This is a genomic window from Rhizobium sp. BK376 (assembly GCF_004341625.1).
Classification (GTDB): domain Bacteria; phylum Pseudomonadota; class Alphaproteobacteria; order Rhizobiales; family Rhizobiaceae; genus Rhizobium.
Map to the genome: position 1 here is coordinate 147644 of NZ_SLZG01000003.1, position 21222 is coordinate 168865.

Sequence of the window (21222 nt, forward strand, 5' to 3'; positions counted from 1 at the left end):
CTTTATCACTTCTTCATAACGGAGCTAGGATTATCTAGGCTGTCCGAACCTTCGAGCTTGATCTCGCCGAGATCGAGCGAAGCGATCACGCGCTGGATGCTCTTCGTCTGGTCGAGCAGGCCGTCGATGACGTGCTGGACGACGGCGTTGCCTTCCGTGTTGCCTTCACCGATCATCTGGTCGTACTTTTCGACGGTTTCGCCGCGCTTGACCATGGTCTTCGCCGCCTTGTTGGTGGCCGCGAACTTGTCCATCATTTCCTTGTCGACGGCCTTGTCCTTGGAGGCCACGAGCTGGTGCAGCGACGGACCCTTCATCTTCGTGCCGTCGATGCGGGTGTAGTTGCCCGTATAGGCCGACTCGATGCCGATGATGTCGTTGTTGTAGGTGTTGTAGGTATTGTCGGAGAAGCAATCATGCTCCTGTTCCGGATCGTGGAGCAGCAGGCCGAGCTTCATGCGTTCGCCTGCCAGTTCGCCGTAGGAGAGCGAGCCCATGCCGGTCAGGATTGCCGTGATGCCGACCTTCGGGTCATCAAGGTCGCGCTTCGTGGCGGCGCCATCCGGCTTCCAGTCATCAGTCATTTCCTGCAGGTCGTCCACGAGCTGCGTGGAGGCCGACTTCAGGTATTCGGCGCGGCGGTCGCAATTGCCGCCGGTGCAATTCTTCTGATCGTAATCGGTATAGGGGCGTTCGCCGGCGCCCGGGCCTGTGCCGTGCAGATCCTGGCCCCAGAGCAGGAATTCGATGGCGTGGTAGCCGGTAGCGACATTGGCATCGACCTTGTCGGCGCTGTTCAGCGACTTCAGGAAGTCGGGCGTCAGATGCGAGGCATCAACATCCTTGCCGTCGATTTTGATCGTCTTGTTGGCAATGACGTTGGCGACGTAGAGCGCGTTCTCATCGCTCTCGGTGCCATAGGATTTGTCGACATAGTCGATCAGGCCTTCATCCAGCGGCCAGGAGTTCACATCGCCTTCCCAGTCGTCGACGATCGGGTTGCCGAAGCGGTAGACTTCAGACTGCGAATAGGGAACGCGGGCCTTGATCCAGGCGGTGCGGGCTGCATCCAGCGTCTTCTTGCTTGGATTGGCGATCAGGTCGTCGATTGCCTTGTCGAGCTTCTTGGCGAGGATCAGCGAGTCCTCGTATTTGGCATGGGCGACGTCTGCGTAATGCTTGACGATCGCAGCTTCGTCGACAGCAGCACGCGCCGGAAGCGCCGTTGTCAGCGCCGAGGCGGCCAGCAGCGCCAGCGTGGCGCCAAGATTGATGGTCAGTTTCATGGGGTCCCTCTCCGGTTGGCGGCAAATGCCACCCAAAAATTCGCGACCCGTGTCATGGCGGAAAATCAAACTGGTGTCAAACACTCTAGTTTAGAATTGTTGTAAGAGAAACTCCGCTTTTCCCTTGCACGCGATGCGGGATTTGCGGGCGAACGACCGGTGGACAGGAATGCGAGGGGCCAAAGGCGGGTTTGCGAGCCGGCTACACAGAGATCCGGCTGTTCGAACGATATTCGGACCGCCAGACTTCACCATATTGTGAAGCCGCCTGACGACAACCATAGAGCGGAAAATCTGCTCGGGCTTACGCCTTGCGCTGCATGCGGCAGAAGAAGAAGCCGTCCGTGTCGGTCGAGGCCGGCGTGAGCGTAATCGTCTTGCCATCGGAGGAGCGCGGTTTCGGCGCGTCGTTGCCGAACAGGGCGTTCCACGAGCTCTGCGCCTCGACGATCTCGAATTCGGGATTATTGGCGGTAAAGCGGTTGACCTGAGCCTCGTTTTCCTCAGGCAGCACCGAGCAGGTGACATAGATCAGCATACCGCCGACGCGGACGAATTGTGCGGCCTGCGCCAGCGCTTCCTGCTGCTGGCCGATGCGCTCGTCGAGGTTCTTTTGCGTCAGGCGCCATTTTGTGTCGGGCCGCCGGCGCCATGTGCCAGTTCCAGTGCAGGGCGCGTCGACCAGCACCTTGTCGCAGCGGTCGCGCAGCGCAGTGAGAGCGTTCTTGTCGTCATGGACCTGGACGTTGCGAGTGCCCGCCCGCTTCAGCCGCTCGATGATCGGCGCGAGCCGCTTGCGATCGGCGTCGTAAGCGTGGACCTGGCCCTTGTTCTGCATGGCGGCTGCCATGGCAAGTGTCTTGCCGCCGCCGCCGGCGCAATAGTCGAGAACCTGCTCGCCCTCCTGCGGCAGCACGAGATCGGCCACGATCTGCGAGCCCTCGTCCTGAACCTCGAACCATCCTTTCTGGAAGGAAAGCTCGGCAGTCACGTTCGGAAGCCGTGAGGGACCTTCGCCGGCGGGGATGCGCATCCCGTAGCGGGCGATCCGGGATGGCATGGCGCCGGCGCGTTCCAGCGCCTTCACCGCCTTTTCGCGGCTCGACTTGAGGATATTGGCCCGCAGGTCCAGGGTGGGACGTTCGGCGAGCGCCCTGGCTTCATCAAGCCATTCCTCACCAAAGGATTGCGCCAAGGATGGCTCGACCCATTCGGGAATGTCGCCCTGTATGTAAAGCGGCGCATCGGCGAGAGAGCGGCTGGCAAAGGCCGCCATGGCGGCCTCCCCGGGTGTCTCCGGGGCGAAGCGGTCGCCTTCCAGTTCGGCGGCAAGCATGTCAGGCGTCAGGCCCCACTGGCGAAAGAGCACGGCATGGGCAAGAGCGGCGGGGCTGTCATCGTCCATCAGCCATGCATGCGAGAGGCGCATCCTGAGGGCGTCGTAGACAATGTTGCCGATTGCCGCTCGGTCGCCCGACCCGGCAAAGCGGTGGGCCAGACCCCAGTCCTTGAGCGCGTCGGCCACCGGTCGCTTGCGAGCCTCGATATCGCCAAGTACCTCGATGGCCCCCTGTAGCCGGCCGCCCAAACGCATAAGTCTTCTCTCCTGCTTAAAGCTGGCATTTCATCAATCCGCACGAAAAAACGCACGTGGCGGCGGATTATTGAAACGTCTCGATCGGGTCGTAACCGCGATTGACGGAGAGAGCAAGCTTTGCGCTTCGGCCTGTCTGCAAATCAGCCGACGACCTGGTAGCAGACGCTGGCCGTGCCTGAAGCAACCATGCCGATGTTCTGCGCTGCGGCGCGGGAGAGATCCAGGACGCGTCCGCGAATGAAGGGGCCGCGATCGTTGACCCGGACGACCACGCTGCGGCCGTTATGACGGTTGGTGACCTTCAGCCGGGTGCCGAACGCAAGAGAGCGATGAGCTGCAGTTAACGTCGAAGAACTCATGCGCTCGCCGGAAGCAGTTCTCGAGCCCAATGAATACCACGATGCGCCCCCGCATCCCGTTGCTGCCGATGCTGCCATCGGATGGAAAGCAAAGGCAGCGGCAATAGCTGAAATTGTGAGAACTGAACGACAGATTTTCTTCAAACCGATTTTCCCTCTACATGTAGACCCATGCGCTTATTGGCGCGGGCCGTTTCAATCGGGTCAAACGTGGCGAAAAAGTGCCATCTGAAATCACGGAATGTTACAGCGTGTAACATTTGTGATTTCGATTACCGTACGGTTAGGTCATTATAAATATCTAATATATGGAAAAAAGGCAATGAAATCAGTTCAAAATTGAATGATTTTTCTGCCGACGATGTGGCTGGCGAGTAGATCACAAAATTTGGAGAAATTTTTTTCCGACTTTGCCATATTCGTTGCCACATTTGTGCAAATTTAAAGGTCGTTAACCCTATTTGAGGGTAAAATTAGCTAATGCAAATGGATTAGTAGGAAATTCCTGCCCTTTGAGAATGTGAATTTCACTCGCAATCGGGCCATTCAGGCGCAGGAATCCACCCGGTTTACCCGTCGAATTTCGGCTGGCAGAAGGGCTTGCGCGCGTGTCGATTCCGCACGAAACCGATCTTGGTCGAAGGGAGAGGATCAGCCTCTCCAGCGGCCCGACGACCAGAGCTCGGAGAGCGACATGCGGTATTCAGGAAAGCGGAAGGCAAAGCCGAGCGACCGCAGTTTGGCATTCGAGACGCGCTTGTTCTCACCGTAGAAGGAGCGCGCCATCGGGGTCAGTTCGGCCGTCTCGAAGGGCTGTTCCGGCGGTGGCTCGATACCCATCAGCCGCGCTGCCTCGACAATGATGTCCTGCGGTGCCCGAGGCTCGTCGTCGGTCACATTATATATGCCGCCGAGACCGCGGTCGGAAAGAAAGCGGGTGGCAGCGCCGATATCTTCGACACGGATGCGATTGAAGACCTGGTCCTTTTTGATGAGCCGCCGGGCAGTTCCCCTCTCAAGATTGCAGAACGCATTGCGTCCCGGCCCGTAAATGCCGGAGAGCCGCAGCACGGCGACAGGAATACTGTTCGCCTCACCGATGGAAAGCCAGTTCTCCTCAGCCTCGACACGCTCGACCGAACGTGCCGAAACGGGATGCACAGAAACCGTCTCGTCCACCCATGCGCCCTTGTGATCGCCATAGACGCCGATGGTGGAGAGATAGCCGATCCATTCGAGCTTCGGCATAAGCGCCCGCATATCGCTGCCGGCCAGCCGGATTAGCGGATCGCTATCCTTGCCGGGTGCGATCGACTGGACGAGATGCGTCGTCTCCTTGATATCGGCGCGCAATGCGTCACTGATCTCGGCTCCGTCGAAGACGAACGCCCGGATACCGTCCCTTTCCAGAACGGCGGCCTTGTCAGGCGAGCGGGTCGTGCCGACGATATGGTCCGCTGAATCGGCGAAAGCCTTCGCAATCGCCGTACCGGAATAGCCGCAGCCGAAAATCGTCAGATTCATTGTTTCATCCCCGCCAGGTCCCATTCCGCGCGAACATCGCTATCCGCCTCGACGGGCCTTTCTGCAGCAAACGCGCTGAATTCGCCAGCCTCCATCAGTCGCGAAAGCGCCCAGACCGCCATTCCGCGCACCACAGCCGAGCCATCGCCCGCAAGCCGCCGACAGTGATCGATCAGGCTCCGGTCGCCCGAATTTCCGGCTGCAATGAGCACATTGCGCACGAACCGGTCTCGGCCGATCCGCTTGACCGGCGAGCCACTGAAGAAGGAGCGAAAGGTCGGATCGTCGAGATCAAGCAGAAAAGCGATTGTCGGCTCCTTCAGGTCTTCGCGCGCGACGAGCTTCATTTCGGAGGCCTGTGCCGCAAACTTGTTCCAGGGACAGGCCGCAAGGCAATCGTCGCAGCCATAAATGCGATTGCCGATCAGCGGCCGGAGCTCAGGATTGATCGGCCCCTTATGCTCGATGGTCAGATAGGAAATGCAGCGCCGCGCATCGATCTGGTAGGGCGCCGGGAAAGCCGCTGTCGGGCAGGCGTCGAGACAGGCGCGACAGGAGCCGCAATGATCGACCTCAGGCGCATCCTCGACCAGATCGGCGGTCGTGAACATCGAGCCGAGGAACAGCCATGAGCCATGCGTGCGGCTGACGAGATTGGTGTGCTTTCCCTGCCAGCCGAGGCCGGCGGCCGCAGCCAGCGGTTTTTCCATGACGGGAGCGGTGTCGACGAAGACCTTCACGTCCTCCTGAGCCCGGGCCGCAAAGCGCGTCGCAATTTCCTTGAGGCGCCCCTTGATGACGTCGTGATAGTCCCGATTGCGGGCATAGACGGAAATCGCGGCCCGGTCCGGCTTGGAAAGAATACCGCGCGGATCCTCATCGGGGCCGTAGTTCAGACCGAAGACGACGATGGACCGGACGTCAGCCCAAAGGACGCGCGGATCGCCACGGCGCTCGCGCGTCTCCGCCATCCAGTCCATGGTGCCGTGATAGCCGGCTTCAAGGAAGCTGTTCAGCCGCTCGGGCGCCTGGGGTATGGCATCGGGGCTGGTGATGCGGCAAAGGTCGAAACCCTGAGCTTGCGCCTCGGCGCGCAGAAAAGCCGTCAGCGTCTCACGACGCTTGCGTTCCTTCTCTGTTGACCGCTCCTCGGGCATGGCTCCGTATCCATCAGAAATCCAGATCCGCGTAGTGCGAGACGGGCGTCAGGCCGCGGACGCGCTCGGCAAGCAGCGGCCGGAAGGACGGGCGCGATTTCAGCCGCTGATACCAGTCTTTCACGATCGGCGATTCCGCCCAGTCGATCTCGCCGAGATAATCGAGCACGGAAATCGAGGCTGCGGCCGCAAGGTCGGCATAGCTCAGCCGCTCGCCGGCCAGCCACTGCCGCGAGCCGGCAAGCCAAGCGAGGTACTTCATATGCTGGCGGATATTGGCGCGCGCGGTGCGCATCATCTTGGAATCAGGTGCGCCGCCGCCGTGCTCCGCGCGCATCTGCAGCTTGTAGACACGCTCGCGCGCCAAAGGCCGGGTGACGTCCTGTTCCATCTTCTGCATGAACCATTCCGTGAGCCGGCGAATTTCTGCGCGCTGGAACGGATCTTCCGCGAGCAGACGCCGGTCGCGCTTCAGCACGCCATGCGTCTCGTCGAGATATTCGGAAATGACCGTCGCGCCGCAGAGCGCCCTCATACTGTCATCGACATAGACGGGGAGGGTGCCGGCTGGGTTAAGCGCAAGAAAGTCGCGCCGCTTCTCCCAGGTCTGCTCCTCTATCAGTTCTGCCTGATAGCCGTATTCGGTCAGGATCAACCTGACGAAGCGTGATGCGGAAGACATGGAATGATGGTAGAGCGTCGGCATTGATACTCGAACTTTGTGATTGTTGCTTGCATGGACGGAGCGCTTCTATTTTGCGGCCCTAGTCATGACTCATTCGTTGCAGCTATAGGAGTTTGGCCAAGCTAATACAAGCGAATCGGCCCGCCTCGCCGTCTGACATAAGGACATCACATGGCTGAACAAATCATTATCACGCCGCCAATGGCCATGTTTTTACCCCGCCTCTGACCACTGAAGACGGATGCCGCCCCACTCGGCTTAAGCGTGCTTCAAGTCCGACCGAACTCAAAACCGGAGACAATGAATGGAATACATAAACTCTATAATTCTGGGCATCATAGAGGGTATCACCGAATTTCTGCCGATATCGAGCACCGGCCACCTCATCATTGCGGAGCAATGGCTCGGCGCGCGGTCTGAGCTCTTCAACATCGTTATTCAGGCAGGCGCCATCATCGCCGTCACGATCATTTACTGGCGCCGCCTGGTGGATCTGGTGCTTGGCTGGCGCGATCCCAGGAACCGCGATTACGCCGCCAAGCTGATCGTCGCATTTCTCATCACGGCAGTCCTCGGGCTTATAGTCAAGAAACTCGGCTTCGAACTGCCTGAGGATGCAACGCCGGTCGCCTGGGCGCTCATCATCGGCGGTATCTGGATGATCTTTGCTGAATGGGCCGCCGCCCGCCGGCCGCCCCACACCAAGATCACCTGGCTCGTCGCCATCCTGGTCGGCATCGCCCAGATCGTTGCCGGCGTCTTTCCGGGAACATCGCGTTCCGGCGCCACGATTTTCGTCGCCATGCTGGCAGGCACCGGCAACCGCGCTGCCGCAACCGAATTCGCCTTCCTCGTCGGCATCCCGACCATGTATGCCGCAAGCGGCTATGAATTGCTGAAGGCATTCAAGGGTGGCGGAGCTGCAGGCGAAAACTGGACCTCGCTGGGCATTGCCTTCGTGGTTTCCACCGTTGTCGCCTTCATCGCCGTCAAATGGCTGCTTTCCTATATCCAGAGCAACCGTTTCACCGCATTCGCCATCTACCGCATTATTCTCGGCGTTTTGCTGCTCGGCATGGCAATGGCCGGCATGATCAACTGAGACATCGGTCTCGCACTGCATTCGCGCAATCCATGGCGCGGATGCAGTGAGGTGATATCAGTCCTCGGACATATCAATTTTCAGAGAAACTATAGAGGGGTGGCACGGCGTCTGCCGCCCTTTTTCATCAACCGGCAGGCGGATCGCACCAAACCTTGGGCGTCGCGTTTCACACGCTCAGACCGAGCTGCCTGTTGTTATATATAGAGAGAGAAGAGAGCCGGTGCTTGAAGCGCCGGCCTTTTCATTAATGGCCGATCGAACCCGTCGAGCAGGGATCGACACCATAAGCCGGCGAACATTCGCCCTTGACCGCTGCAATGCTGCCGGGCGCTACGAACGAACCCGCCAGGATTACCAATGCCGCACACGCAAACAGAAGCGCGATTGACTTGCCCATCGAAATGCCTTTCCGCAATAATCAGCACGCCTCAAAAACCCTTGGGACAGTCATTGGGCGCGCGGCTTGTGTTAGTCACAGGAATGGGAATTAGCAATAAATGTTCCGGTTAAATTTGACGTTAATGCCACTAATTAAACGATGCGTCTTTTAAGCAACGCTTACCTGTGCGCGATCATGAAAAAGCCGCCGTTTTGGAACGAAAAGGCCGCACGAAGGGCAAAGAAAAAGCCGCCTGGAAAGACCGCGGCGGCTTTGATTTTGAGCGCTTAGAGAATCAGGCAGCCTTGCCGGAACCCGAGAACTGGCCGTGCTGCCGATACTGCACGAGATAGGACGGCAGCACCGAGGTCAGCATAGTGGGCAGGATGCCGATACCCTTCAAGGTCAGGCCTTCGGTTTCCGCTTGCTTCGAGACGACATTGTCGTATTTCAGCAGCCGAACCTGATCAGGCGTGATCGGCGCTGCGATCACGGGAACGAGCGAGGCAATGCTGCCGATCAGCGATGCTACGCCGAAAGGCACGGTGACCAGCGGCCGCTTGCGGTCCACGACCCTCAGGACTGTCTTGAGACATTCGCGGAAGCTCAGGACTTCGGGGCCGCCGAGTTCATAGATCTTGCCGGGAAGAAGCTTGCCGTCGACCGCGCGGGCAACTGCCTCGGCGACATCCTCAACATAAACCGGCTGAAACTTCGTCTGGCCGCCGCCGATGAGGGGCAGGACAGGCGCAAGGCGCGACATTTCAGCGAACTTGTTGAAGAAGTTGTCTTCGGGACCGAAGACGATCGAGGGCCGCAGGATGACGGCTTCCGGCTTGATGGAGAGGATGGCAGCCTCGGCACGGCCCTTGGTGCGGCCATAGGAGGACGCAGAGTTTGCATTCGCGCCGATCGCGGAAATATGCGTGAGCGTTGCTCCGACGCCGCGAGCCGCCTCGGCAACCGCGCGACCGCCGAAGTCCTGCACTGCGTCGAACGTGTTGCGCCCGCTTTCGGAAAGGATGCCGACGCAGTTGACCACGTGCTGCGCGCCTTGGACGGCACGGTCGACGGAGTTGCGATAGCGAAGATTGGCCTGGACAACAGAGATCTGGCCGAGATTGCCGGCCGGAAGCAGGAAGCCGGCAAGATCAGGACGACGAACGGCAACACGGATGCGATAGCCGCGCTTGGCAAGCTGCCGCACGACGTGCCGTCCGACGAAGCCAGACCCTCCGAACACGGTCACGAGCGGTGGAAGGTCGGCAAGGGTCATGGCAGGCTCCTCGAAAGGCTTGGACAGATGCTGGATATGGTTTCGTCTTAGCCGAATCGGGGCGCAAGGTGAAGTACCATCGCGCCCGCATCTTCGGCCTCCTGCCAGATGCTCTAAACGCCTTCTACGACAACCATTTCCGCATCCGCTATTTCATGGCGGATTTTCGCGGCTGCCTGGTATTCAGGCGAGTTGTAGCAGTCGACGGCGTGCTGCAGCGAGGGGAACTCGATGACGACGTTGCGGCCGCGCGCCTTGCCTTCCAGTTCGGTGAATGCACCGCCGCGCGCAAGAAAGTTCGCGCCGTATCGCTCGAATGCCGGTTTGGCCGTCGCGATATAATCCTTGTAGCGCTCGAGATCGCGGACATCCACGCGCGCAATCCAATATCCCTTTGGCATGATGTTCTCCCTTTATGATCGTCCTGATATCAGCGATTGGCCGGCCACAGCGCGTTCAGCATCTCGCCAAGAATTGCATTGGCGGCTGCCTGCGGATCGGGCGCCTTGACGATCGGTCGCGCGACGACGAGATGCGAGGCACCGGCCTTCAGGGCATCGAAGGGCGTCATGACGCGCTTCTGGTCGCCATGGTCGCTGCCGGCCGGACGGATACCCGGCGTTACCAGCGCCATATCAGGGCCGATGACTTCGCGAACGGCAGCAGCTTCCTCGGCAGAGCAGACGATACCGCCCATGCCCGCCAATCGAGCCTGTTCCGCGCGGCGCAGAACCAGCGAGGCGGCATCGTCGCCATAGCCGGCATCGCGCAGATCGGCATCGTCCATGGAAGTGAGAACGGTCACGCCGAGCAGACAGAGATCCGACCCCGCAGCGGCGGAAACGGCTGCCTTCATGGCCTTGGGATAGGCATGCAGCGTCAGCATCGACATGCCCATCTTGGCGATGTTCTCGACGGCCGAGGCGACCGTATTGTCGATGTCGAGCAGCTTCATGTCGAGGAAGATCTTCTTGCCGCTCTTTGCGAGGTCGCGGGCGAATTCCAGGCCGCCTGCAAAGGCGAGCTGGTAGCCGATCTTGTAAAAGACGATATCGTCGCCGAGCGTCGTCACGATCCTCTCGGCTTCGCCAAGGGTCGGGACATCCAGTCCGACGATCAAGTGGTCGCGTGCGGTCCGTGCGGTCATTGTCCGGCCTATCCCTTCCGGCTTTCGCCCTTCCAGCTTTCCATAGGCGTCCAGTCGCACGAGATGGCGCGGTTCGCAAGATCGAAGCAGAAGAGATTGCCGCCGCCTGCCGGCTGGTCGCCCTGCCGCGCGATCGGCCTGCCGGCGATATGGCACTTCAACAGCGTGCCGACGCCGCCATGGCCGATGAAGGCGATCGGCGCTTGCGGATCATGTTCGGCAAGAATGGCCTCGACCTTCGAGACGATCCGCGTCTGCGCGTCGATTGCCCGTTCCCAGCCCCTGAAGCTGTCATGCGGATGGGCAAAGAACCAGTCGGCGGCCATTTCGAATTCGGGCGGCGGCAAAAAGCCGGTCGCCGAACGATCGTTCTCGTGCATGCCTTCGACAATCTCGACCGGGACCCCGCTCGCAGAGGCCAGAATATTGGCCGTCTCGATCGCCTTGACCTCATTGCTGGAAATGATCCGCCGAAGCTGGCCGGCCCAGGCGCTTTCCGCAGCAAGTCTCGCCCGCGCGGAGCCGATATCGGACAGCCCCCATTTGGGCACGGCCACGTCAGGGTCGATGCGGACCTGCGGATGCGTAATATAAAGCGCAAACATGATTGATCTTACGTGCGCCGGTAGATCCAGAGCTGGGCAGGGGGAATATTGCGGACGATGAAATCGAAATGCTGGATATGATAGCGCTCGGGCTTGGCGATGATCGGTGACATCGCGCCATAGGAAATCTGCACGACAGGCCGTCCCGCCGGCATGCGGTCCAAAAGGCTTTCCAGCAGCGCAACACGCGCCTGCATCGGGAAGTTCAGGAGCGGAATGCAGGAAATGACGGAATCGAACGTCTGGCCGCGTAGCACGCCCAGCGTCTTGTCCAGATCGAAAGCATCGCCGTTGATGAAATGGACGCCGGGATAAAGCCGCAGCAGATGCTTGTAGAAATCGGTCGAATATTCGATGGCGACCAGATTTTCAGGTTTGACGCCGCGCGCCAGGATCGCCTTGGTGACGGCCCCGGTCCCCGGACCCAGTTCCAGCACCGGCAGGCCGGACTGCGGATTGATGACGCTTGCCATCTTCCGGGCCGTGATCGACGACGTCGGCACGATGGAGCCCACGGTTTTCGGCCCCTGCATCATGCCTTTGAAAAAACGGATTTCCTCGTCGAACTTCTTGCCCAACCGTTCTTTCAGGCGCAGCGCCATGCTTTCCTCCCACCAGAATCTCACCGACGCGATTTGAGGTATCGCTCGCGCGCAATCTTGCAAGGTCATGACGCAAAGACAAGATAAAACGTCGCATTCCTTACAGGTTTGCGACGCTTGTGTGACAGATCAAACACGCATCGGCATCAGAACGTAGAGCGCGTCGTCGCCCGCCGTGTCGCGAATGAGCGTCGGAGAGCCGGCATCCGCCAAGAGGAAGATCGCCTCGTCGCCGGAAAGCTGGGCGGTGATATCGAGGAGATATTTGGCATTGAAGCCGATTTCCATCGCGTCGGTGTCGTAGCCGACGGCGACTTCTTCAGTGGCGCTGCCCGAGTCCGGATTGTTGACCGTCAAGAGCAGTTGCCCATCGGAAAGGGCAAGCTTCACAGCGCGACCGCGCTCCGAGGAGATCGTCGACACGCGATCGACCGCCTGGGCGAAGGTCTGGCAATCGACGCGCATTTCCTTGTCGTTATTGGCCGGAATGACCCGCTGATAATCAGGGAAGGTGCCGTCGATCAGCTTCGAGGTCATGACGATCGAACCGATCGTCAGGCGAATCTTGGCATCGGACACTTCGAGCGTGACGATGACATCGGGACTGTCGACCAGCTTCTGCAATTCGCCGACAGTCTTGCGCGGGATGATGATGCCGGGCATGCCTTCCGATCCCGAGGGAGCATCGACATCGGCGCGGGCGAGACGGTGGCCATCGGTTGCGACGGCGCGAAGCTTCAGGTCGCCGCCAGCCTCGATCGTATGGAAGAAGATGCCGTTCAGATAATAGCGGGTCTCTTCAGTCGAGATCGCGAACTGCGTCCGGTCGATCAGCATCTTCAGATCGGATGCCTTCAGCTTGAAGGAGTGGCTGAAAGTGCCGGCGGTCAGATCGGGGAAATCGGATTCCGGCAGGCACTGCAACGAGAATTTCGAGCGGCCTGATGTAACGGTCATCGAGCCGCCGTCCGGATTGGTGGCCAGGAGAACTTCGGAACCGTCAGGAAGCTTGCGCACGATATCGTAGAGAAGATGGGCCGGAACGGTGGTGGCGCCAGCCTGCTCGACATTGGCCGGCGTCGCTTCGGTGATCTCCAGGTCGAGGTCGGTCGCCTTCATGTCGAGATTGGCGCCTTCGGCTTTCAGCAGTACGTTCGACAGGATCGGGATCGTATTGCGACGTTCCACCACGCGATGCACGTGGTTCAGCGACTTCAGGAGGTTTGACCGCTCAATAGTAATACGCATGGGATGCTACCGCTTTCGACCGTTACTGCCCGGGCGCCGGAGCGCTCGGAGAAATGCCTCTCCGGGCCGGACCCGAAGGATTGGACAGGCAAAATGGCAGAATTCCGCATGCGAATGCAAGAGCTATGCATTGGTACGCAAGGTCATTTCGGCATTTCCTGCCGAATGCGCACAGGATTTCGTCCGGTCTTGCCCAAGGCGACTGCCTCGCCCATAAAGGCTAGACTTTAGGACAGGGTATCGACACGACATGAGCGACGAGATTTCGGGCGAGGGAGGCAGGGTTCGCGGCTTCCGGCTACATAACACGGCAGTTCCGGCCCGCCCCCTGGAGACGGCGCTCTATCTTGTCGCAACGCCGATCGGCAATCTCGGCGACATTACGCTCCGAGCCCTGGAAACGCTGGCAGGCGCCGACGTGCTGGCCTGCGAGGATACGCGCGTCACCCGCGTCCTCCTCGACCGTTACGGCATCCAGAACCGCCCCTATGCCTATCATGAGCACAATGCGGATGAAGCCGGTCCCCGGCTGCTGCAGGCGCTGGCAGATGGCCGCTCGGTGGCGTTGGTGTCGGATGCCGGCACGCCGCTGGTCTCCGACCCTGGCTACAGGCTCGCGCTTCAGGCGATCGAGGCCGGCTATCGCGTCGTGCCCATCCCGGGCGCATCCGCACCGCTTGCCGCTCTTGTCGGCTCCGGCCTGCCGAATGATGCCTTCTTTTTCGCGGGCTTTCTGCCTGCCAGGGACAAGGGCCGTCGCGACAGGTTGAGCGAACTGGCTGAAGTTCCGGCGACGCTGATCTTCTTTGAATCGCCGCACCGCATTGCCGCCACCCTCGCCGGTGCATCCGATGTTCTGGGAGGAGATCGGCGGGCCGCAGTTTGCCGCGAACTGACCAAGACTTTCGAGGAGTTCCGGCGGGGCACGCTCTCCGAGCTGGCGGCCCATTACGAAAAGGTCGATAACGTGAAGGGCGAAATCGTCCTCGTGGTCGGGCCACCCGAGGCAAAGGAGACCCCGGAAGCCGATGTCGAGGCGATCCTAGCCGATCTTTCCCGAACATTGCCGACCGCCAAGGCCGCGACCGAAGCCGCGCGACTGACCGGCCTGCCGCGCAAGGAGCTCTATCAGCGCCTGCTCGACATGAAGAACGCTGAATGATCGAGAACGACGAACGCCGCAAGCGACAGAAAGCCTGGCGCCGCGGCCAGGTATCGGAATATCTCGCCGCCACCTTTCTGTTGCTGAAGGGCTACCGCATCGTTGCCATCAGGCATCGCACCAAGCTCGGCGAGATCGACATCATCGCTCGCAAAGGCGATCTCGCCGTCTTCGTCGAGGTGAAGGCGCGGCGCGAAGAGCAGCAAGCCGTGGACGCGGTGTCCTACGGCACGCAAAGGCGGATCCGCGCCGCAAGCGACCTCTGGCTCGCCCGCCAGCGTGACTATGCGGCCCTGTCGCAACGCTACGATATCGTCGCCATCCTGCCCGGCCGCTGGCCGCGGCATTTCATGGATGCTTTCTGAGCGATCTTCACGGCCCTGTCATAGAACGCGCCTATGGCCGGCGCATCTCGTCTTGCTGATAAAGCAAGGCCAAGGCCCCCATCTAAAACAGGCAGGCATTTCATCATGATCCGCAAGACCGTATCTGTGTTCGACGTTCCCTCCCAGGAAGCGCGCCAAGCCTTCATTGCGCTGGAAAAGCGCCCCGATATCCATGATGCGACCATTGCCTCGCTCGACTGCATGAATACGGTTCGGATAGGCGGCGCCGACCTTTCAACCCCGCTTGCCTTTCCTTTCACCGTTGCGGCCTGGAATCTCGAGCGTTGCCTCTTCCCGCTGGAAAGCGCCGAAAAGCTGCGGAAAACCGGGGCGCCCCTCGTCCTTCTCTCGGAAATGGACGAGGGCATGGCCCGTACCGGCCAGGCCGATCCCACCGCCATCGTCGCCGGTGAGCTCGGCATGGCCTATGCCTATGGTATCGAGTTCCTTGAACTGAGCCTCGGTTCCGAAATCGAACATTCCTTCTGCAAGGACGACTTCAACGAAAAGGGTTTCCACGGCAACGCGCTGATGGCATCCACTCCGTTGAAGGATCCCTTTGTTTTCCGGCTTCCGGGCGAAGGCAAGTGGTTCAAGGACAGCAACGAGCAGCCGCGCGTCGGCGAGCGCTGCGCGATCGGGGCCACGGTCGAAACGGAAGCCGGCCCTTTCGTTGCCGTCTCCGTCCATCTCGAAAGCGTCGCCGACGGCCCCTATCGTGAACGGCAGATATCAGCCCTGATGGACGCCGTCGAGGCCTATGCGCCCGGCCTTCCGATCCTGATCGGCGGTGACCTGAACACCGGCAATCACTCTGGCGGCGACTACCGGACCGATACGCTGTTTGCGATGGCTGAAGCACGCGGCTTCGAATGCCATGGCGGCCCGCTCGATCAGACGAGCACCCGCCCGAGCCTGATTACCCGTTTCCCAGAGCGCGCCATGAAGCTCGACTGGATCGTCTGCCGCGGCCTGAAGATCAGCGAGAGCCATCTCGTCTCCTCGCTGAACGAGGAAGGAAAGCCGCTTACCGACCACGATATGATTGTTTGTACGGTTGAAAGTTTCGCCTAAAAATTGAAATCGTTAAAATGCCGGCTTTCCTTTCAATGAAGCCGTTACTCCCGTCATGCCATTCAAAGATCGACGCAAGAGGTATGACGGGGGCTTTGCTATGGCTTGGAACTTTGTGTTTGCGAGTGCTGCGGCATTTGCCGTGCGCGCTGTGCCCGAAATGATGGCGCAGCCCGCACCGAGGAATTTCGTGGCCGGCACCGCAGACGAGATGGAGATGAAGCCCTCGCCGATCGAGCCGTCCTGGATTCTCTCGGGCGCGCCGGTCGCGCGGCTCGCCGAGCATTCCCGCGGGCAGGACGATGCGGCGGTGACTGCGATCTGGGACTGCACGGCGGGCGAATTCCAGTGGCAGTTCGGCTGGGACGAGACCGTCATGATCATGGAAGGGGAAGTCCATGTGACCGCCGAGGACGGTACCGAGCGCCTGCTTCGCGCTGGCGACGTCGCCTATTTCGCCGGCGGTACCTCCGCGGTCTGGCGCATCGAGCGCTATGTGAAGAAGGTTGCCTTCTGCCGCAAGCCTTTCCCGAAACCGCTCACCATGGCCTACCGGCTCCGCAATCTCGTCCGCAGCGGCGGCCTTCAGGGCATCGCGGCCTGAAACAAGCTTTGCGAACTCGCCGAACAGGCGTTGCGTTTGGAGGGCGGCGGACCTAAATCTGTCCGGCATCCGAGCGAGGGACAGACATGGCGAAGATTACGAACGTCGCGGTCCAGATGGACCATGTATCAGGCATCAACATTGCAGGCGACTCGACCTTCGCCATGAGCCTGGAAGCGCAGACACGCGGCTACAAGCTCTTTCACTACACGCCTGAGCGTCTGAGCATGCGCGACGGCAAGATCTTCGCGACCGTCGAGCCGATGGAACTGCGCGACATCAAGGGCGATCATTTTACCCTTGGCGAGCCGGAGCGTGTGGACCTTTCCACCATGGACGTCGTCCTGCTGCGCCAGGACCCGCCCTTCGACATGTCCTATATCACTTCGACGCACCTGCTTGAGCGCATCCATCAAAAGACCCTCGTGGTCAACGACCCGGCCTGGGTCCGCAATTCGCCGGAAAAGATCTTCGTCACCGAATTCGCCGATCTCATGCCGAAGACGCTGATCACCAAGGACCCCGCCGAGATCCGCCGCTTCCGCGACGAGATGGGCGACATCATCCTGAAACCGCTTTATGGCAATGGCGGCGCAGGCGTCTTCCATTCCACCAAGGACGACCGAAACCTCTCCTCGCTGCTGGAAATGTTCGGCCAACTGTTCCGCGAGCCCTTCATCGCCCAGCAATATCTGCCTGACGTCCGCAAGGGCGACAAGCGCATCATCCTCGTCGATGGCGAAGCTGTCGGTGCCATCAACCGCGTGCCGGCCGAGCATGACAGCCGCTCCAACATGCATGTCGGCGGGCGCGCCGAGGCGACCGAGTTGACCGCCCGTGAGCAGGAAATCTGCAAGCGCATCGGTCCGGCGCTGAGGGAGCGCGGCTTCCTTCTCGTTGGCATCGATGTCATCGGCGACTACATGACGGAAATCAACGTCACCTCGCCGACCGGCATCCGCGAGGTCAAGCGCTTCGGCGGCGCCGATATCGCCAGCCTCCTCTGGGATGCAATCGAGAGCAAGCGCGCCTGAGGGCGCGTCAGACTACCGAAAAAGTCTGCCAACGGCTCTTTCGTCATCCTCGGGCTTTACAACGAGGCCGTGGATGACGTTGAGAGCTTGCCGACAAACCTAGCTGCCAGCGCGGTTTCGCGATTCATCTGCCGTTTGTTCCGCCGCTACAACTCATTGCAACTTTAATGCAGCGGTAAGGTGCGATTGTTCGTTTATTGTTCTTGTTTTATTCTTTTTTCCATGCATGATTGCAATTCATAGCACCAGAGGGTCTGTATTTCGCGGTGTAAGGGGTTGCGGCATGGAGGACAGGGCATGGTCGCGCGGGTAAGCACGGTTGCATTTCAGGGCATTGAAGGCGTTCCCGTGGAAGTTCAGGTCATGGTTGCGCCTGGAAAGGTGGGCATTCAGATCGTCGGCCTACCGGACAAGGCGGTGGCCGAAAGCCGGGAGCGGGTTCAGGCAGCGCTCCATGCTTCCGGTCTGGCGCTGCCGCCAAAGAAGGTGACGGTCAATCTCGCCCCCGCTGATCTCCCGAAGGAAGGATCGCATTTCGACTTGCCGATTGCCCTCGGGCTGATGGCTGCCCTCGGTGCCATTCCGGCCGATGCGCTATCCGATTTCGTCGTGCTCGGCGAACTCAATCTCGACGGAACGATCGCCCCTGTCGCAGGCGCCCTGCCGGCTGCGATGGGCGCAAACGCCATGGGAAAGGGCCTGATCTGCCCGGCGGAAAGCGGCGCGGAGGCAGCCTGGGCCGGCTCGCAGATCGACATCCTCGCCCCGCGCAGCCTGATTGCGCTCGCCAATCATTTCCGCGGCACGCAGGTGCTCTCGCGACCGGAGCCCGCCATTCGCGCCAATGCTGCCAACCTTCCCGATCTCGCCGACATCAAGGGCCAGGAAAGCGCCAAGCGTGCTTTGGAGGTGGCTGCGGCAGGAGGGCACAATCTCTTGATGGTCGGACCGCCGGGTTCCGGAAAATCCATGCTCGCCTCGCGGCTTCCCTCAATCCTCCCGTCGCTGTCCGCCCAGGAACTGCTGGAAGTCTCAATGATCCATTCCATCGCCGGCCAACTGTCCGGCGGCAAGCTCTCTGACCGGCGGCCCTTCCGCACCCCGCATCATTCCGCAACCATGGCGGCCCTTGTCGGCGGCGGTCTGCGCGCCCGGCCCGGCGAGGCATCGCTTGCCCATCATGGCGTCCTGTTCCTCGACGAGTTTCCCGAATTCTCGCCTCAGGCGCTGGATGCCCTGCGCCAGCCGCTGGAGACGGGTGAATGCATCATCGCCCGCGCCAATCACCGGATTTCCTATCCTGCGACCATCCAGCTCGTTGCGGCGATGAACCCCTGCCGCTGCGGCATGGCGGGCGAGCCGGGACATACCTGCGCCCGCGGTCCGCGCTGCATGACGGACTATCAGGGCCGCATTTCCGGCCCGTTGATGGATCGCATCGATATCCGCATCGACGTTCCCGCTGTCTCGGCGGCCGACCTCATCCGTCCGATGCCGGCCGAGAAGAGCGCCGATATCGCCGCACGCGTTGCGCGCGCCCGAGAGCGTCAGCGGGAACGGTTTGTCGCCGCCGGGATGCCAGCAACAGGCACCAATGCGCGCTGCTCCACGTCGATGATCGAGAAGCTGGCCGAACCCGATGCAGCCGGGCTGCAATTGCTACGTGATGCGGCGGAAAAGATGAAGTTCTCCGCCCGCGGATATCATCGCGTGCTGAAGGTCGCGCGGACGCTTGCCGACCTGGACGAGAAGTCGACCGTCGGCCGCATCCATCTCGCCGAGGCGATTTCCTATCGCATCGCCGGCGAGCGGTTGACGGCCGCGGCATAACCGCCGTTTAGACTTGTTGGGGACAGCGAAGGGCTCTCAGGTTTCGCGCGCTTCGCCGACCTCGTAGCTGCGCAGCTTCCGGTCATGGATGCCGAGTTCCGGCCAGGCTGCCCGCCATTCAGCCAAATGCGGCGATTCGAAATGACGATCCAGCGACGGCTGGTCCCGCCACATTTCCTTCACGTGGATGAGGCCGCGGTCGAGCACATCCTCGGCATAGGAATATTCCAGGCAGCCGTCTTCCGCGCGAGTGCCCTCCACCATCCGCTTCATCACCGGCCGGGCGACATCAAGGTTCCCGGGTGGCAGGCGAATTGTTCCGACGATCAGCAGCATGGAACTCAGGGCTTTCTGGCAAGGTTGAGTGCGGGGGAAATGTGGGGCCGAACAGCATGAAGGGCGCCGTAGCGCCCTTCCGGATCTGGTCAGAATATAGCCGGCTATCAGCCGCCCAGGCCTTCGAACAGTGCCGTCGAGAGATAGCGCTCGGCAAAGGAGGGGATGATGACGACGATGTTCTTGCCGGCATTTTCCTCGCGCTGGCCGACCCTGATGGCAGCGGCCAAGGCAGCACCCGATGAGATGCCGACCGGAACGCCTTCAAGGCGAGCAACGTGGCGGGCGGTCTCGAGCGCTTCGGTGCTGTTCACCGTGATGATCTCGTCATAGATCTTGGTGTCGAGAATGGCGGGCGCAAAGCCGGCGCCGATGCCCTGGATCTTGTGCGGACCCGGCGCGCCACCGGATAGAACCGGTGATTCCGAAGGCTCGACGGCGACCACCTTGATGCCGGGCTTCTTCGATTTCAGCACCTGGCCCGCGCCAGTGATCGTGCCGCCCGTGCCGATGCCGGAAACGAGGATGTCGACCGTGCCTTCGGTATCGTTCCAGATTTCCTCGGCGGTTGTCTTGCGATGAATTTCAGGGTTGGCCGGATTTTCGAACTGCTGCGGAATGATCGCGTCGCCAAGCGAGGCGGCCAGCTCTTCAGCTTTGGCAATCGCGCCCTTCATGCCCTTCGGCCCTTCGGTCAGCACGAGCTCGGCGCCAAGCAGCAAAAGCATCTTGCGGCGCTCGATCGACATGGTCTCCGGCATGGTCAGGATCAGCTTATAGCCCTTGGCGGCGGCGGCGAAGGCGAGCGCAATGCCTGTATTGCCCGATGTCGGCTCGATCAGCGTTGTCTTGCCGGGCGTGATCTTGCCCTGGGCTTCGAGGCTTTCGATCATGGCGACGCCGATACGATCCTTGACCGATGCGATCGGGTTGAAGAACTCCAGCTTTGCCAGCAGGTTGGCCTTGACGCCGTTCTCCCTCGCCAGCTTGTCGAGGCGCACGATCGGTGTGTCGCCAATCGTTTCTGTGATCGAACCATAGATGCGGCCGCGGCCTGGCTTATGGGTTTCGGACATGGTGCTCTCCCTTCAGGTTTGGAGGGGGAGAATAGGGTCAAACATGGCAGGTGACTAGAGCGGCTTTGCGCATCCGCCGCTCGGCGCGCGAGAAAAAAGCCTTCAACCGTAATGCTTTGGGAAACGTTTTTTCAGGCCGCCCGTGTCGCGATGAATGCCGCCGTTCCGGCAAGAATGCCCGCCGCCACCCGGTTCAGCGCCTGCAGGGCTTTCGGCTTCTTCATCAGGGTGCGGGCACGCGAGGCAAGCAGCATATAGGGAACGAGCACGACCAGCAGAACGACAAAGGTCGTGGCAAGCAACAGGCCATAGTCCCTGAGGCCGATCGAGCGGATATCGATCAGCGTCGGCACCAGCGCCACGTAGAAAAGCATGGTTTTCGGGTTGCCAAGAGTCACCAGAAGTCCTGATAGAAACGACATGCCGATGCTGGAGGATTTGCGCGCCGCAATCTCCTGGGGCAGCAGGCCCGAGGTCCAGAGTTTCCAGGCGATATAGGCAAGATAGAGAACGCCAGCGAATTTGATGACGAGGAACACTTCCGTGAAGGTCTGCGCCACAAAGGCAAGGCCGAGGATCACGGCCGTCAGATAGGTCATGTCGCCCAGGACAAGGCCGAGCCCCATGAAAAATGTTTCGCGAAAGCCCGATCCCAGCGCCCGCGCCACGATCGCCGTAATCCCCGGTCCTGGAATGGCAGCGGCAATGAACAATGCACCGCTATAGGTCAGCAGCCCCGCCAGCGTCATG

At 60.7% G+C, this 21222-nt stretch carries 23 protein-coding genes; 7 read left to right on the forward strand and 16 right to left on the reverse strand.

Translation table 11 applies throughout. The features are described 5' to 3' along the window. Positions 1-5: 5 nt before the first annotated feature. The 6 genes from EV561_RS09115 to EV561_RS09140 form a co-directional block, all read right to left on the reverse strand. A complete protein-coding gene (locus EV561_RS09115) occupies positions 6-1286 on the reverse strand; it encodes an imelysin family protein (protein ID WP_132520378.1) in 1281 nt (426 codons plus the stop codon). Positions 1287-1590: 304 nt separating this feature from the next. Continuing rightward, positions 1591-2880: an RsmB/NOP family class I SAM-dependent RNA methyltransferase gene (locus EV561_RS09120; RefSeq protein ID WP_132520381.1), complete on the reverse strand. Its 1290-nt coding sequence runs from the start codon at positions 2878-2880 to the stop codon at positions 1591-1593. A gap of 143 nt (positions 2881-3023) precedes the next feature. After that, positions 3024-3386 carry a septal ring lytic transglycosylase RlpA family protein gene (locus EV561_RS09125; RefSeq protein ID WP_132520384.1) on the reverse strand — a complete coding sequence of 121 codons (363 nt, stop codon included), beginning with the start codon at positions 3384-3386 and terminating at the stop codon, positions 3024-3026. Positions 3387-3893: 507 nt separating this feature from the next. Further along, positions 3894-4766, reverse strand: coding sequence for an SDR family oxidoreductase (locus tag EV561_RS09130; protein WP_132520387.1), 873 nt, complete (start codon positions 4764-4766; stop codon positions 3894-3896). After that, positions 4763-5923: a tRNA epoxyqueuosine(34) reductase QueG gene (gene queG / locus EV561_RS09135; RefSeq protein WP_132520390.1), complete on the reverse strand. Its 1161-nt coding sequence runs from the start codon at positions 5921-5923 to the stop codon at positions 4763-4765. The genes EV561_RS09130 and queG overlap by 4 nt, the downstream gene beginning before the upstream one ends. 13 nt (positions 5924-5936) lie before the next feature. Continuing rightward, positions 5937-6629, reverse strand: coding sequence for a glutathione S-transferase family protein (locus EV561_RS09140; protein WP_132520392.1), 693 nt, complete (start codon positions 6627-6629; stop codon positions 5937-5939). A gap of 283 nt (positions 6630-6912) precedes the next feature. On the opposite strand from EV561_RS09140, the gene EV561_RS09145 reads away from it, so the two are divergent. Next, positions 6913-7710 (forward strand): undecaprenyl-diphosphate phosphatase, encoded by a 798-nt coding sequence (locus EV561_RS09145; RefSeq protein ID WP_132520395.1) that lies wholly within the window; start codon positions 6913-6915, stop codon positions 7708-7710. Between the two features lie 247 nt (positions 7711-7957). On the opposite strand, the gene EV561_RS37115 is transcribed toward EV561_RS09145, so the two are convergent. The 7 genes from EV561_RS37115 to dnaN all read right to left on the reverse strand — a co-directional run bounded on the left by EV561_RS37115 (position 7958) and on the right by dnaN (position 12970). Next, the gene (locus tag EV561_RS37115) at positions 7958-8110 is read right to left on the reverse strand and encodes a hypothetical protein (RefSeq protein ID WP_165927781.1); all 153 of its coding nucleotides are present in this window, start codon (positions 8108-8110) and stop codon (positions 7958-7960) included. 277 nt (positions 8111-8387) lie between these two features. Then, entirely contained in the window at positions 8388-9368 is a 981-nt protein-coding gene (locus EV561_RS09150) for a complex I NDUFA9 subunit family protein (protein WP_132520398.1), read from the reverse strand. 113 nt (positions 9369-9481) lie between these two features. Continuing rightward, a complete protein-coding gene (locus tag EV561_RS09155) occupies positions 9482-9769 on the reverse strand; it encodes a DUF1330 domain-containing protein (RefSeq protein WP_132520401.1) in 288 nt (95 codons plus the stop codon). Between the two features lie 29 nt (positions 9770-9798). Then, positions 9799-10515 carry an orotidine-5'-phosphate decarboxylase gene (gene pyrF, locus EV561_RS09160; protein WP_132520404.1) on the reverse strand — a complete coding sequence of 239 codons (717 nt, stop codon included), beginning with the start codon at positions 10513-10515 and terminating at the stop codon, positions 9799-9801. Positions 10516-10523: 8 nt separating this feature from the next. Beyond that, positions 10524-11120 (reverse strand): histidine phosphatase family protein, encoded by a 597-nt coding sequence (locus EV561_RS09165; protein WP_132520407.1) that lies wholly within the window; start codon positions 11118-11120, stop codon positions 10524-10526. Between the two features lie 8 nt (positions 11121-11128). Continuing rightward, positions 11129-11722, reverse strand: a complete 594-nt coding sequence (gene pmtA / locus EV561_RS09170) for a phospholipid N-methyltransferase PmtA (protein ID WP_132520410.1) — start codon at positions 11720-11722, stop codon at positions 11129-11131. Positions 11723-11851: 129 nt separating this feature from the next. Then, positions 11852-12970 carry a DNA polymerase III subunit beta gene (gene dnaN / locus EV561_RS09175; RefSeq protein ID WP_132520413.1) on the reverse strand — a complete coding sequence of 373 codons (1119 nt, stop codon included), beginning with the start codon at positions 12968-12970 and terminating at the stop codon, positions 11852-11854. A 250-nt stretch (positions 12971-13220) separates the two neighbouring features. On the opposite strand from dnaN, the gene rsmI reads away from it, so the two are divergent. From rsmI to EV561_RS09205, 6 genes are all read left to right on the forward strand, one after another. Then, on the forward strand, positions 13221-14132 hold the full coding sequence (gene rsmI / locus EV561_RS09180) for a 16S rRNA (cytidine(1402)-2'-O)-methyltransferase (RefSeq protein WP_132520416.1): 912 nt from the start codon (positions 13221-13223) through the stop codon (positions 14130-14132). After that, the gene (locus EV561_RS09185; protein WP_132520419.1) at positions 14129-14497 is read left to right on the forward strand and encodes a YraN family protein; all 369 of its coding nucleotides are present in this window, start codon (positions 14129-14131) and stop codon (positions 14495-14497) included. Before rsmI ends, EV561_RS09185 begins: the two co-directional genes overlap by 4 nt. Before the next feature lie 105 nt (positions 14498-14602). Further along, positions 14603-15592, forward strand: a complete 990-nt coding sequence (locus EV561_RS09190) for an endonuclease/exonuclease/phosphatase family protein (protein WP_132520422.1) — start codon at positions 14603-14605, stop codon at positions 15590-15592. 100 nt (positions 15593-15692) lie between these two features. Next, positions 15693-16196: a cupin domain-containing protein gene (locus tag EV561_RS09195; protein WP_132520425.1), complete on the forward strand. Its 504-nt coding sequence runs from the start codon at positions 15693-15695 to the stop codon at positions 16194-16196. Between the two features lie 86 nt (positions 16197-16282). Then, entirely contained in the window at positions 16283-17230 is a 948-nt protein-coding gene (gshB, locus tag EV561_RS09200; RefSeq protein WP_132520428.1) for a glutathione synthase, read from the forward strand. A gap of 297 nt (positions 17231-17527) precedes the next feature. Continuing rightward, the gene (locus EV561_RS09205; RefSeq protein WP_132520431.1) at positions 17528-19060 is read left to right on the forward strand and encodes a YifB family Mg chelatase-like AAA ATPase; all 1533 of its coding nucleotides are present in this window, start codon (positions 17528-17530) and stop codon (positions 19058-19060) included. Between the two features lie 36 nt (positions 19061-19096). Here EV561_RS09205 and EV561_RS09210 read toward each other — a convergent pair whose 3' ends face one another. The 3 genes from EV561_RS09210 to EV561_RS09220 form a co-directional block, all read right to left on the reverse strand. Next, complete coding sequence (locus tag EV561_RS09210; RefSeq protein WP_132520434.1) at positions 19097-19396, reverse strand: putative quinol monooxygenase; 300 nt, start codon at positions 19394-19396, stop codon at positions 19097-19099. A gap of 107 nt (positions 19397-19503) precedes the next feature. Further along, on the reverse strand, positions 19504-20472 hold the full coding sequence (gene cysK / locus EV561_RS09215) for a cysteine synthase A (protein WP_132520437.1): 969 nt from the start codon (positions 20470-20472) through the stop codon (positions 19504-19506). 131 nt (positions 20473-20603) lie between these two features. Then, positions 20604-21221, reverse strand: coding sequence for a LysE family translocator (locus EV561_RS09220; protein ID WP_132520440.1), 618 nt, complete (start codon positions 21219-21221; stop codon positions 20604-20606). Position 21222 lies beyond the last annotated feature (1 nt).

Excerpts from the sequence above, each read along its gene's own strand:
- gshB (WP_132520428.1), top strand. The coding sequence starts at position 16,283 with ATGGCGAAGATTACGAACGTCGCGGTCCAGATGGACCATGTATCAGGC.
- EV561_RS09210 (WP_132520434.1), bottom strand. The coding sequence starts at position 19,396 with ATGCTGCTGATCGTCGGAACAATTCGCCTGCCACCCGGGAACCTTGAT.
- EV561_RS09220 (WP_132520440.1), bottom strand. The coding sequence starts at position 21,221 with ATGACGCTGGCGGGGCTGCTGACCTATAGCGGTGCATTGTTCATTGCC.
- EV561_RS09145 (WP_132520395.1), top strand. The coding sequence starts at position 6,913 with ATGGAATACATAAACTCTATAATTCTGGGCATCATAGAGGGTATCACC.
- rsmI (WP_132520416.1), top strand. The coding sequence starts at position 13,221 with ATGAGCGACGAGATTTCGGGCGAGGGAGGCAGGGTTCGCGGCTTCCGG.
- EV561_RS09190 (WP_132520422.1), top strand. The coding sequence starts at position 14,603 with ATGATCCGCAAGACCGTATCTGTGTTCGACGTTCCCTCCCAGGAAGCG.
- EV561_RS09115 (WP_132520378.1), bottom strand. The coding sequence starts at position 1,286 with ATGAAACTGACCATCAATCTTGGCGCCACGCTGGCGCTGCTGGCCGCC.
- EV561_RS09205 (WP_132520431.1), top strand. The coding sequence starts at position 17,528 with ATGGTCGCGCGGGTAAGCACGGTTGCATTTCAGGGCATTGAAGGCGTT.
- EV561_RS09155 (WP_132520401.1), bottom strand. The coding sequence starts at position 9,769 with ATGCCAAAGGGATATTGGATTGCGCGCGTGGATGTCCGCGATCTCGAG.
- EV561_RS09185 (WP_132520419.1), top strand. The coding sequence starts at position 14,129 with ATGATCGAGAACGACGAACGCCGCAAGCGACAGAAAGCCTGGCGCCGC.
- cysK (WP_132520437.1), bottom strand. The coding sequence starts at position 20,472 with ATGTCCGAAACCCATAAGCCAGGCCGCGGCCGCATCTATGGTTCGATC.
- dnaN (WP_132520413.1), bottom strand. The coding sequence starts at position 12,970 with ATGCGTATTACTATTGAGCGGTCAAACCTCCTGAAGTCGCTGAACCAC.
- EV561_RS09165 (WP_132520407.1), bottom strand. The coding sequence starts at position 11,120 with ATGTTTGCGCTTTATATTACGCATCCGCAGGTCCGCATCGACCCTGAC.
- pmtA (WP_132520410.1), bottom strand. The coding sequence starts at position 11,722 with ATGGCGCTGCGCCTGAAAGAACGGTTGGGCAAGAAGTTCGACGAGGAA.
- EV561_RS09150 (WP_132520398.1), bottom strand. The coding sequence starts at position 9,368 with ATGACCCTTGCCGACCTTCCACCGCTCGTGACCGTGTTCGGAGGGTCT.
- EV561_RS09120 (WP_132520381.1), bottom strand. The coding sequence starts at position 2,880 with ATGCGTTTGGGCGGCCGGCTACAGGGGGCCATCGAGGTACTTGGCGAT.
- EV561_RS09195 (WP_132520425.1), top strand. The coding sequence starts at position 15,693 with ATGGCTTGGAACTTTGTGTTTGCGAGTGCTGCGGCATTTGCCGTGCGC.
- EV561_RS09130 (WP_132520387.1), bottom strand. The coding sequence starts at position 4,766 with ATGAATCTGACGATTTTCGGCTGCGGCTATTCCGGTACGGCGATTGCG.
- queG (WP_132520390.1), bottom strand. The coding sequence starts at position 5,923 with ATGCCCGAGGAGCGGTCAACAGAGAAGGAACGCAAGCGTCGTGAGACG.
- pyrF (WP_132520404.1), bottom strand. The coding sequence starts at position 10,515 with ATGACCGCACGGACCGCACGCGACCACTTGATCGTCGGACTGGATGTC.
- EV561_RS37115 (WP_165927781.1), bottom strand. The coding sequence starts at position 8,110 with ATGGGCAAGTCAATCGCGCTTCTGTTTGCGTGTGCGGCATTGGTAATC.
- EV561_RS09140 (WP_132520392.1), bottom strand. The coding sequence starts at position 6,629 with ATGCCGACGCTCTACCATCATTCCATGTCTTCCGCATCACGCTTCGTC.